Source organism: Niastella sp. sgz303648 (genome assembly GCF_059587045.1).
Genome location: NZ_JCAPSW010000026.1, coordinates 46,717 through 59,650, shown reverse-complemented (window position 1 = coordinate 59,650; position 12,934 = coordinate 46,717). Strand labels below are relative to the sequence as shown.

The window sequence follows — 12,934 nt, the reverse complement described above, 5'->3', positions numbered from 1 at the left end:
GCGGAGTGTAAGCCATCTGTCCCAATTAAAGGCTCCCTATTTCCTTTGCTACCCGTTGTGCAGAACGGATACATGATTCCATACCCCGGCTCAGGTTATCGGCATAGGTTCCGGCAAAATATATTCTTCCTTCGGGTACTAAAATCTGTGGCCAGAACTTTCGCATGGTACCCGGCGGATAAGGCTCCATTGTACTTACAGGGGCAAATATTTCTTTTGACCAGTCTTTTGTTAAAGCCTGTTCTATGGTATCGTGTTTGCCGGGATATACCTGCCTGAAAGCTGCCAATACGCGTTGGGGCGAAAGGCCGGCCGGTCCGTATGCTTTTAGAATGATGCGGCTTGTTTCAACGGCATTCGGTTCTTCCCAAATAGAAGATATTTCGGGATGTTCAAATTCCATGTTAATGCTTTTAAAACCATCTTCAAGCCAAAACTTCGAACTGGCTTCAAATACATAAAAAGAATGTGTTGAGTAAGGCAGGTTATCTACTACATATTGTTTGGCGGATGAAAGGGCCGGTGTTACCGGAATCGTTTTAAATACAGGCAGCGCAATACAACTCACCAGCACATCGGCGCTCATTTCCTTTACATCATTAAAACCATATGCTTTATAGCTTATTGTTACCCCGGTATTGTTTTGTTTAATGTTCAGTACGAGGTGATTTAATTTTAAACTTGTTCCCAATCGTTTGGCAAAAGCCATGGGCAATTGTTCGTTTCCTCCTTTCAGGCGAAAGGTATCACCTCCTGAAAGCGGTATGCCACGTCGCTGCATGATGGCCGATCGCCACAGCATATATAAAGCCGATGCGTTTTTTCCTCCCAAAAAATGTAGCGCTGTATCTGAAGCGCCATATTTTTTATAAAAATCAGCCGCTGAAATTTTATCCAGGTCATCATAGCCAACACCAAAGGGTTGATACGCATCGGTAAATTTTCCAATAAATGGTTTGGTAAATAACGATTGAAGAGCATACCAGGGATTTTGCGATAAAAAAACCACTTCCTGTTCATTGAAACCTAACTTTTTCAACACGGCTGCATCTTTCAGCATTTCTTCGTTATAAAATTTTCCGTCGATCATTCTAAGCGCATTTCTGCCGGGTGCAGCATCTGAACCTTCGGCATGCGGATATGGCAATACGGAAAGATTAAATTCATTTGCATATTTAAAAAACTCCTCGTAGCCGGGTTTGGTAATATGGTCGGCGCCAAAATCGGCATACAACCCATCAGCCAATCCATCGCGACCGGTAAATACATTTCCACCATACCTGCCCGTTGCTTCCATCACCACCACATCATGCCCGCTTTTCATTAATTCATAACCACAACACAAACCCGTAATGCCGGCGCCTATTACTATTACCTTTTTTCCTGTAACCGGTTTATGCATAGCATCATCGGGCAGTTCGCCTTTGATAAATTCAGGAAAAGCAGCTGGAAGTGCAGTACCGGCCCCTGCCATGAGTGTATTTTTTATAAAATCCCTTCTTTTTACATTTTTCATCTATTAAAATTTGAGTGTAACATTAGCAAAACAGGTGCCGGTTGGTGACTTTTGCATTTGATAGTCATTTATTTCACCAATAATTTCTCGCCAGGGCGGCGAAGCAAAAGCAGTTTATAGTTTGAGGTTTGTAGTTTGTGGTTCTTTTGGTGACCACAAACAAAATTTGCGCGAGAACCTCACGGCAGCGCAAACGCTATTACATAACCCGCCGCGTTGCTTTTGTTGCCCGCTACCGAAAGGGCTATATATTGCTTTCCGTTTCGCATATACGTACAGGGAGTTGATGAACCAAAGGCCGGCAGACTCACTTCCCATAATAATTTACCGTTGTCTTTATCAAACGCCCGCAATTTTTTGTCTTTGGTACCGGCAATAAATACAAGTCCGCCGGCGGTTACAATAGGCCCCGGCGAACCGGTTAAACCGGTGTACGGCGCTCCTTTTTGCTGCAGGGCGCTGTCGTTACCAATGGGAATACTCCAGGCATATTCGCCGGTGTGCAGGTTAATGGCATGCAACTGGCCCCAGGGTGGTTTTATGGCAGGATGATCATTGGAACTTTCCCATTGTGCATAGGCCAGCATGTTTAAGTAAGACGTTGCCGTATCCTTTGCCGAAGAGCGGCTAACCGCAGGGATAAAGGCCGATTTGTTTTTTTGAATCTCCGACAGGTCAGATGCCATCCTTGATAATCGTCTTTCCTCCTCACCGGCAAACAGAAAAGATACAATGGCACCTTCCTTTCCGTGAAGCACGGTCGAAAATGGCGGCATTTTTCCACCACCATCCCTGATCTTTTTGATCACCTGTTCTTTGGTCAATCTTTTTTCAACATCCACCAGCGAAGGGTATAACGGTTCATCTCCGTTCCGGTCTTCGCGGTGGCAACCGGCACAATAATTCATGTAAATGGCCTTACCTGAATGAAAACCCGACAAACCGGATGGAGTATTATCGGGTTCAATTTTTTGTAGCTGGTCAATCTCGGGCGAGTTGTTCGATCGCACATAAATAATACCGGTAACAGAATCCCAGGCGGCACCACCCCACTCTGATCCGCCAATGGTTCCCGGAAAATTCAATGAACCTTTCAGCGAAGGCGGCGTGAACAAACCATCATAGCGTAACGATTTAAACTGTTTAACCAGCGAATCATGCAAAGCCGGTGAAAAACCGGCCAGGTCATCGATCGTAATCTGCTGTTTCGCATAAGGCGCGGGCTTCAACGGAAAAGGTTGCGTAGGCCAGGCGTGTTCACCGGGCACATCCGAAGCCGGCGCCGACCGCTCTTCTACCGGAAACAACGACTCGCCTGTTTCGCGGTTCAATACATATAAAAAACCTACTTTGGAAGTTTGCGCTACCGCATCAATTTGTTTATCCTCTTTGATAACGGTTACGAGGTTGGGCGGAGCAGGCAGGTCATAATCCCACAGATCGTGGTGAATGGTTTGAAAATGCCAGAGGTGTTTGCCGGTGGCTGCATCCAGCGCCACAATACAATTGCCATACAGGTTTTGTCCTTTGCGGTCGGCCCCGTAAAAGTCGTATGAAGGTGATCCCAGTGCCAGAAACACCATGCCCCGGTTTTCATCAACACTCATACCGCTCCAGTCATTGGCACCGCCTGCATATTTCCAGGCATCCGGCGGCCATGTTTCATAACCCGGTTCGCCGGGTTTGGGAATAGTGTGAAAGGTCCATACCAGTTTTCCATTTCTGATATTATACGCCCTGATATAACCGGGTTGCGCACCGTATAATTCCGATACTTCATTTCCGATGATCAGCAGATCGCGGTAAACAATACCGGGTGAAGTAGGTTTTATTGAAATGGTATTGGGATCATCGCGAATGCCCAGGTTCATACTCACTTTGCCGTTATTACCGAATGTAGGCACCGGTTTGCCGGTGCGGGCATCAATGGCATATAGGTTATCACCACCGGTGAACAATATTCTTTTATCATTCCCATCCTGCCACCAGGTTACGCCCCTGTTTACGCCGCCACCATCACCACCATCGAAAGGATCGAACGACCACATCGGTTCACTGGTTACAGCTGAAATGGCATACAAACGGTGCCGGGCCGAAGTAAAATACATGACGCCATCAATTACAATAGGATTGCATTCGCTGTTCGCGAACCGCGAGCCCGGCGCCGCATCATTGGGATTAAAAACCCAGGCCAGTTTTAACTGATGCACGTTTTGTTTGTTGACCTGGTTTAACGCAGAGTAACTGCTGCTAAGCACATCGGCCTTGTACACAGCCCAGTTGGTGTTTTTATTGTTGCATGCTGCCGGAATGATAAGCAGCAATAGCAACAAACAATACAGTATTTGTACCGAACGCTGGTAGAAAAGTATCATATGAATGAGTATACAATTATGCGATACCCGTTCACATTGTGGTAGGTTTTATTGAAGCCGTACCGGCTAAAAGAACAGCAGTGGTTTTAAGTGGCTGAAAGTGAACTTACAATTTTTTTTTGAGTTAGCCCGTCCGCTCATCCTTTACATATGATTTTTTATTAAACTATTCATGAAAACAGCCACTCTCCCTTTTTCATATATAAAACTGTTGCCTCACAAAACAAAAAAATTGCCACTGTTGTACTTTAGCTTTTGGCTAAATGGAATTATCAGTACAATTGGAATTATGAACCCGACCAGCCTGCTTGTACTGTTATTGCCTTTTGTTTTTGTTACAGCCATGGGAAATCCGGCCGATACCACGGTTGAAAGAAGAAAATATTATACCCAACATTTGCAGGGATCGATCACATTGGATGGCATTCCATCGGAAGAAGCCTGGAAGGCCGTTGACTGGAGCGGCGACTTTACGCAATGGAGGCCCGGTGAAGGGCAACCGCCATCGCAACCCACCCAATTTAAAATTTTGTACGATGAAACATTCCTTTATATAGCCTATCACTGTATTGACCAGCACCCCGATTCGATCATCAAACGTATGGACCGCCGCGACCAGTTCCCCGGCGATTGGGTAGAAATAAATATCGATAGCTACCACGATCACCGCAATGCCTTCTCTTTCACCCTATCGGTATCGGGTGTACGGGGAGATGAATTTGTTTCGTTCGATGGTAATAATTGGGATGCAAACTGGAACCCCATTTGGTTTGCCAAAACACATATTGATGAAACCGGCTGGACGGCCGAAGTAAAAATTCCTTTCAGCCAGTTGCGTTATGGCAGCGAAACCGATAAGGTATGGGGCATACAGGTTACCCGGCGCATATTCAGAAAAGAAGAATTGAGCTGCTGGCAATTCATTCCGCAAAGCACCGGCGTTTGGGTAAGCCGGTTTGGCGAACTGCATGGTCTTAAGAATATTCCCATGCACCGCCAAATTGAAATTGCTCCTTATGTTACAGCTCAAACCGATAAATACAAAGCAGAACCGGGCAATCCGTTTGCCAAAGGCAGCGACAGCAAAATAACCGGTGGCCTCGATGGCAAGTTTGCCGTTACCAATGATCTTATTTTGGATTTTACCGTTAATCCCGATTTCGGACAGGTAGAAGCAGATCCATCGCAGGTTCGCATAGATGGCTTTCAGAATTTTTTTGAAGAACGCCGGCCCTTCTTTATGGAAAGCCGCAATATTTTCGATTACCAGCTAACCGGTTCCGAAGCCGGCGGCGATTATGATTCAGACCTGCTGTTTTACTCGCGCCGTATCGGCGGCTCGCCCCACGGGTATCCTGATACCGCCAATGGAGAATACGTGAAAATGCCGCAGAATACAAGTATCCTCGGCGCCGCGAAGTTTAGCGGAAAAACAAGAAAAGGCTGGAGCATCGGCGTACTCGAAAGCATTACCGAAAAAGAAAAAGCCACCATCGACAACCATGGCGAACGGCGTTCAGCACTGGTAGAACCCCAGACCAGTTATTTTGTAGGAAGATTACAAAAAGATATTCATGCAGGTAAAACCATTATCGGCGGCATTTTTACCGGCGTAAACCGCAGCAACGGATTGAATGATCTGTTACACCGCAATGCCTATTCGGGCGGGCTCGACTTTTTACATCAATGGAAAAACCGCACCTGGTACATCCGCGGCAATGTTATTTTTAGCCACGTACAGGGAACCAAAGAAGCTATATTAAACACACAAACATCTTTCGAACACCTTTTTCAACGCAGCGGCGCCCGCGAAGTATCGGTAGACAGTACACGCACTTCACTTACCGGTACCGGCGGTACCATTCGTTTTGGAAAAACCGGTGGCCGGCCGGGCAGGCTCGGACAGGTATTTAAATTTGAAACCGGTATTACCCTGCGTTCGCCCGAGCTTGAGTTGAACGATATTGGTTTTATGCTAACGGCTAATGAAATCAATCATTTTACCTGGGCAGGTATTCATTATCAGAAATCATTCTGGTTTTTTCGCAATGCACGGTTGAATTATAACCACTGGTCGCGCTGGGATTACAGCGGAAAATTTACGTACCAGGCCTTCAACTTTAATACAAACGCCACTTTTAAAAACAACTGGCAGGCGGGCACCGGCACCACCTGGAACCCATTCGATATTTCAAACACTTCATTACGCGGAGCTGTTGCCATTCGCCGGCCCGCCGGTATGTCGCACAATTTTTTTGTAACAACCGATTACCGAAAGAAAGCCTATATCAATTACAGCATGTACAACTTCTGGGGCTTCGCCAATACAATGAAAGTGAGTGAATACACTTTAGGCGTTTCTTTTCAGCCCCTGAATGCCTTGCGCCTCAGTGTTAACGCAACGTATAATTATAACTGGCGCCGGCAGGACCAGTTTGTAAACAATGTAACCTTTAACAACACCACAAGGAGCATTACCGGCGAAGTAAGGCAAAATACCCTGCGTTTTACCGGTAGATTAAGTTATAATATCACCCCCGATTTAACGTTGCAATATTACGGACAGCCCTATATTACACGCCCCAAATACAGTAATTTTGCCTATGTAACCGACCCGCTGGCAAAAAAATTCAACGACCGGTTTCATGTTTTCAACACCAATGAAATAAAGGAAGTGAATGGAGAATATGCGATAGATGAGAACGGCGACGGAACAACCGATTATACATTCAGCAAACCCGATTTCAACTTTGTGCAGTTCCGCTCAAATTTTATTGTAAGATGGGAATATAAACCCGGTTCTGAATTATACCTTGTATGGTCGCAGGGCAATACACCCGATGCTTCATCCGATCTCGACCGCGATGTGCCTCTGTCCAAAAGTTTATTCAATAATGCATTTACCAGCGATGCAAGGAATATCTTCCTGGTAAAATGTACTTACAGATTTTTGAAGTAATGTGCCCTGTGGCTTGTTGTTGGGACCCGGTAACCGGTTTCCTGTTACCGGTTACCGGGAACCGATTGCCTGGGACCCGGTAACTGGTATCCGGTCTTGCGGACTTTTATTGTAATGCAACACCTCCGATATCATTTGTTTTGCGGGTAGTGGCGCCAGCGGCCTGCAGCTTTCTTCTCTTATGATAAAAAACATAGGAAGCAGTTGCAAGCGCTAAAGGCAATACCATAAACATCCAGTCGGGTTTGCCTACAGCCAGTATAGAATAAGTAGCGCCTATCAGATCAAAGAACAATCCGGCATAAGCCCATTCTTTTAACCGGTGAAAACCGGGAACCAGTATAGCAACAACTCCTAAAAATTTAGCCACTCCGATAAATGGTATGAAGAAGATAGGATAACCCAGGTCAGTGTGCATACCCTGAACAGCAATCGGCGAGCTGATAATATCAGGAATTGAAGAACCCAGCATTAAAAAAGCAAACAACCCTGTAAATACCCAGTAAAAAATGTTAGTTTTTTTCATAACAAATAGTTTAATAATTGGTGAATAGTTTTTTTTGTTTTTTGCGTTTACTGATGATCGGCAGATCAGTTTCAAATGCTGAAACAAAAATATATTCAAAAACCGGGTATAACAGGGTGTGTAAATGACAATGTAAGGGGGTGATTACGACGTAAATGGGTTTCACGTTCCAGGTTACAGGTTGCAGGGTCTTACGATACAAAAGGTTTAATAGAAAAGGGTCATCAATCAATCGACTGACAACCCTTAAATAGCTTATATCTTGTTTATTGTACCTTGTACCCTGGAACCTGTAACTTGTAACTCTAATACAGCATTCTTACTTTAATAGTCTCCTTAACTTCCTTCAGCAACTGAACAGCGGTGTTCGAAATCTTTCTGTCTACATCCAATACCACATAACCTATTTCCTCATTCGTTTTCAGGTACTGGGCCAGGATGTTGATGTTATGTTTTGATAATTCAGTATTGATAGCCGATAACACACCCGGCACATTTTTGTGAATATGCAATATGCGGTGGGTGCCTTCCTGCGGCGGCAGGCTTAACGGGGGTACCGTATGCGATCCGATGCTTACGCCCATTTCTAGGTACTGGAACAGTTTGTTACTAACATCTTCGCCGATATTCTGCTGTGCTTCTTCGGTAGAACCACCAATATGGGGTGTAAGGATCACATTGGGCAATCCCTGCAACGGCGTGGTAAATTTGTCGCCATTTTTTTCAGGCTCCCAGGGATACACATCAATTGCTGCGCCGGTCACCTGCCCTTCCTGAATAGTTTTACTTAAAGCATCCAGATCAACCACTTCACCCCGGGCATAGTTGATAAGAATAGAGCCTTTTTTGAAGTACTTCAGTACGTTTTTATTGATCAGGTTTTTGGTGCTATTTGTTTCCGGTACATGAAGGGTTATTATATCGGCCTGGCTTACCACCTCTTTTAACGATTTCTTTGCCACTGCATTGCCCAGCGGTAATTTGGTTACGGTATCATAAAAAATTACCCGCATACCCATGGATTCGGCCAGCACGCTCACCTGCGTTCCGATATTGCCATAACCTATGATGCCCAACGTTTTACCACGCAATTCATAGCTACCTTTGGCCTCTTTTAACCAAATACCATCATGCGCAGCTTTATTTTTATCGATAATGCGGCGAATTAACAAAACAGATAACCCGATCACCAGTTCGGCTACTGAACGGGTATTGGAATAGGGTGCATTGAACACAGCTACCCCATGCTCTCTGGCACTTTTTAAATCAACCTGGTTTACACCAATGCAAAAACAACCAATGGCCTGCAGCTTTTTAGCCGCATCAAGCACCTTTGGTGTAATTAATGTTTTGGATCGAATACCCAATAAATGCACATCTTTTATTTCACGAACCAGGTCATCTTCACTCAAAGCGCCCGATACCTTTTTAACGGATACATAACCATTGTCTTTAAAAAATTTAACGGCTGTGTCACTGATGTTCTCAAGTAGAAGAATATTTATCTTTTCCTTGGGGTAACTCGTTATTTTTTTATCAGTCATAATTGAATCCCCTTCTTTTACGTTATCTTGTTAAAGGATTGCAAATATAGCTCATAGTTGCAGAATTGTTGACATATAAATACTGGTTAAACAGCTCTGTAACTGGCCCGATTTCTGTACCTTTGTAAATTAATCTGAAACTAAAAATTAGATAGTCCTGGTGAAAAACTTAGTAAGCTTATTGCTGGCATTACTGGCATTGCAGAGTTGCGCACGTGTTAACAATAAGAAGGTTACCTCTTCCCCTGTGAATGAAAGCGATACGGCATCGCTTCCCCATGCAACCCCATTAACTCCCGACGAGGTGAGTTATTACAGGAAAATGGTCAGTAGTCACCTGGATTCAACCCTCGGCAGAACCCATTTTAATGGCAGTGTACTGGTTGCTAAAAACGGACAAATCGTTTACGAAGAATACAACGGTTTTGTAGATCCCCGCCATAAAAGAGATTCCATCACCCCCAATACGCCTTTTCATCTTGCCTCAGTTTCAAAAACTTTTACCGGCATGGCCACTTTGAAATTGTGGCAGGAAGGCAAGCTGAACATCGATGATCCGGTATCGAAATACTTACCCGGCTTTCCCCTCGAAGGCGTTACAGTGAGGCTGTTATTGAGCCATCGTAGCGGTATTCCCAAGTACGATCATTATATGGGCGAAATGGGATGGGATAAACACAGGATGGTGACCAACCAGGATGTGCTTGATTTTATCATTGCCCGCCACAAAGATATTCCCATCGGCGCCCCCAACCGGGGTTTCAGCTATTCCAATACCAACTTTGCCCTGCTGGCCCTGATCATTGAAAAGGCAAGCGGTATGCCCTATAAAGATTACCTGAAAAAGACCTTTTTCGATCCGCTGGGCATGAATGATACCTACGTTTTTACCATGGCCGACTCGAACCGCATGGTTCCCTCATTTTATTACAGTGGCCGGCCTTATGCATTTGAATTTCTTGACCTGGTATATGGCGATAAGAACATTTACAGCACCGTTCGCGACCTGCTGAAATGGGACCAGGCTCTGCAAAACAATACTTTCTTCAAAAAAGAAACCCTCGATGCGGCTTATTCGGGTTATAGCTTCGAAAAACCCGGTACCCACAATTATGGCCTCGGATGGCGCATGTATATGCTGAAAAATGGCAAAAAACTCATTTATCACAACGGCTGGTGGCACGGTAACCGCACTTCTTTTTACCGTATGGTTGATGAAGACGCCACCATCATTGCTTTGTGTAATAACGACTGCCGGTATGTGTATAAAGTAAAAGAAATGGCCGATATTTTTGGCGATTATATGCAGAACCAGAACCGGTACGATGATGATGAAAACAATAATCAGAATCAGATGGTACGGGCCGAAAAGCCTGTTGTCAAACGCCGGTCGCACGCCACTGCTTATAAAAAGAAAAGCTCCAACCGCCGCGCTACTGCCAAAAAGTAGGTAATTTTCCGGATGCAGATTTTTGCTACGGAACAAATCAGGGCATGGGATGAGTATACCATCCGTCATGAGCCTATTGCCTCTGTAGACCTGATGGAACGGGCTGCTACGGCTTGTTTCGAATGGTTATTACAGAATGGCTATAAAGGAAAACAATTCTCAATTTTTTGTGGCAAGGGTAACAACGGAGGCGATGGACTGGCCATTGCCCGCCTGCTGGCCGAAAGTCACCATACAGTTACCGTATTTATATTGGAATTTGGCCATAAGGGTACCGACGATTTTCAGGTAAACCTCGCCCGCCTGCACGAAACCACGGCCCAAATCAGGTTCATTTCATCCGAAGAAACGCTTCACCCGGTTCCTTCTACCGATATTATCATCGATGCCCTGCTGGGTTCAGGTTTAAACCGGCCGCTTGAAGGATTAACGGCCAATGTGGTGAAACATATTAATCAAAGCGGCAATGAAATAATCGCCATCGATATACCCAGTGGTTTATTTGTTGATCACAGTTCAAAAAACAATGTGGTTATTCATGCCCGGCAAACGCTCAGCTTTCAATGTTATAAGCCGGCATTTATGATGGCTGAAAATGCAGCTTATATAGGCGAAGTGCATATACTTGATATCGGTTTGCATGCCGGTTATTTACAAATCACCCCCTCCCCTTATCAGTTGGTTGATGCGCCTGTTGTTCGTTCTATTATACAACCACGTTCGCCTTTTTCGCATAAAGGCGATTACGGACATGCGGCCATTATTGCCGGCAGCGAGGGTATGATGGGCGCTGCAGTACTATGCGCAAGGGCTTGTTTACGCAGCGGCGTAGGCAAACTTACCTGCCATATTCCTGCCATCGGTTATACAATTATGCAGGTATCGGCGCCGGAGGCGATGAGTAAGGTTGAAGGCTTCGCATCCTTCGACTTCGCTCAGGACGCTCAGCCCTCCGGCCAGCCCTTCGAATACGCTCAGGGCTATATAAAATCGGTCAGCGGGCTGGATCAATACGATGCCATAGGCATAGGCCCCGGTATGGGCAGATATGCTTCACATACAGCTTTGCTGCAATCGGTTTTTGAGCAGAACCGGCATCCGATGGTCATTGATGCCGATGCATTGAATATATTATCAGAAGAAAAAACATTGCTTAGCAAGATACCGGCAGGTACGATACTTACACCACACCCGAAAGAATTTGAGCGATTGTTTGGAAAAACCGCGAATGAGTTCGAACGTATAAAAACCGCTTTGCAAAAAGCGGCGGAATACCAGGTGCATATTATTGTAAAAGGACGCTATACTTTCATTGCATCACCCGATGGCGCCGGTTATTTTAACAGCACCGGAAATGCGGGTATGGCTACAGGTGGTACCGGCGATGTGCTTACAGGCATCATTACAGGATTGCTGGCGCAAAAATATGCACCGCTTCAGGCAGCCATTGCAGGTGTATATCTGCATGGCCTTGCAGGGGATCTGGCTGCCGCCTATACCTCACAGCCATCCCTGATCGCTTCGGATATTATCGATTTTCTGGGGCAGGCGTATCAATCAATAGGCAGTAGGAAATAGGCAATGGGCAGTAGGAAATAGCGAGTGGCGAGCAGGCAAATATATTGTTACCGGTTACCGGCTTTCCAGGCAACTGGTAACCGGCAACCTGAAACCTGAAACCTGTAACTTGTAACTTGTAACTTTATTACATAAAACCTACACCTGCGTTAGGCACAATTTTTTTATACGCCTACCCACAACGGCCATAAAAAATCATAATATGAAAAAAACTGCTACAACATTTCTTATTGTTCTGATAGTAAGTACAACCGCAACCGCACAGCTGCAACAGGGTAATTTTTTAGTAGGCGCCGATATTGCCGATTTCAGATTAAGTTTGAATGAAGGTGGCCTGTTTAATTTTAGTTTATCACCCAAGCTGGCATTTTTTGTACAAACCAATGTGGCATTGGGCGCCTATGTCGATTTCAGTTTGCAAACCGCCAAAGGAGCCGGCACCGGTATCGACTATGGTGTTGGGGCGCTGGGCCGTTATTATTTTAGCGCTGTAGATGTTAATGTGCTAAGGCATTCACGATTATTTTTTGAAGGCACATTAGGAATCAATGGAACCAATCCCGCCAACGGCGAATCTACCAACGGACTCGGTCTTAGCATTGGCCCCGGCGTAGCTCATTTTATATCGTCAAATGTAGGTTTGGAAGCGCTGCTTAAATACTCAAGCATTGTAGGTTTTGGCAGTCGCACCAACACAAGCGATCTGGTGCTGGGCATCGGATTACAGATTTATCTGGGTTCAGGATTAGGAAAATCAAAACAACCACAATAAGGATTTCGCTTTTACCATTCAACGGTTACAGCTGCAGGCAATACGGTATTGCCTGTACCTTCGTATTGCGTTACTCAAAACTATTGCGTAACGCCCTATAAGCTTTAGCGAAAAAGATTTTCAAAACAGTGTAATAAAAAACGAATATTGCTTTTATGTTCCGTTATTACATTGAAGTTTATAAATGGTACTTTCTTCTTCTGGTGCTCGCAAT

At 45.0% G+C, this 12,934-nt stretch carries 8 protein-coding genes; 4 read left to right on the top strand and 4 right to left on the bottom strand.

Annotation, left to right across the window (positions count from 1 at the left end):
• Positions 1–25: 25 nt before the first annotated feature.
• On the bottom strand, positions 26–1,516 hold the full coding sequence (locus tag AC59IL_RS36990) for a flavin monoamine oxidase family protein (RefSeq protein WP_496557286.1): 1,491 nt from the start codon (positions 1,514–1,516) through the stop codon (positions 26–28).
• 179 nt (positions 1,517–1,695) lie between these two features.
• A complete protein-coding gene (locus tag AC59IL_RS36985) occupies positions 1,696–3,891 on the bottom strand; it encodes a pyrroloquinoline quinone-dependent dehydrogenase (protein ID WP_496557285.1) in 2,196 nt (731 codons plus the stop codon).
• Between the two features lie 289 nt (positions 3,892–4,180).
• Between AC59IL_RS36985 and AC59IL_RS36980 the strand changes: the two genes are divergently transcribed.
• The gene (locus tag AC59IL_RS36980) at positions 4,181–6,850 is read left to right on the top strand and encodes a DUF5916 domain-containing protein (protein WP_496557284.1); all 2,670 of its coding nucleotides are present in this window, start codon (positions 4,181–4,183) and stop codon (positions 6,848–6,850) included.
• Between the two features lie 106 nt (positions 6,851–6,956).
• Here AC59IL_RS36980 and AC59IL_RS36975 read toward each other — a convergent pair whose 3' ends face one another.
• Complete coding sequence (locus AC59IL_RS36975; protein ID WP_496557283.1) at positions 6,957–7,376, bottom strand: DoxX family protein; 420 nt, start codon at positions 7,374–7,376, stop codon at positions 6,957–6,959.
• A 305-nt stretch (positions 7,377–7,681) separates the two neighbouring features.
• A complete protein-coding gene (gene serA, locus AC59IL_RS36970; protein ID WP_496557282.1) occupies positions 7,682–8,920 on the bottom strand; it encodes a phosphoglycerate dehydrogenase in 1,239 nt (412 codons plus the stop codon).
• Positions 8,921–9,080: 160 nt separating this feature from the next.
• Here serA and AC59IL_RS36965 point away from each other — a divergent pair, with 160 nt between their 5' ends.
• The 3 genes from AC59IL_RS36965 (at position 9,081) to AC59IL_RS36955 (ending at position 12,720) form a co-directional block, all read left to right on the top strand.
• Positions 9,081–10,370 (top strand): serine hydrolase domain-containing protein, encoded by a 1,290-nt coding sequence (locus tag AC59IL_RS36965; protein ID WP_496557281.1) that lies wholly within the window; start codon positions 9,081–9,083, stop codon positions 10,368–10,370.
• Positions 10,371–10,382: 12 nt separating this feature from the next.
• Complete coding sequence (locus AC59IL_RS36960) at positions 10,383–11,948, top strand: NAD(P)H-hydrate dehydratase (protein ID WP_496557280.1); 1,566 nt, start codon at positions 10,383–10,385, stop codon at positions 11,946–11,948.
• 202 nt (positions 11,949–12,150) lie between these two features.
• A complete protein-coding gene (locus AC59IL_RS36955) occupies positions 12,151–12,720 on the top strand; it encodes a hypothetical protein (RefSeq protein WP_496557279.1) in 570 nt (189 codons plus the stop codon).
• Positions 12,721–12,934: the final 214 nt, after the last annotated feature.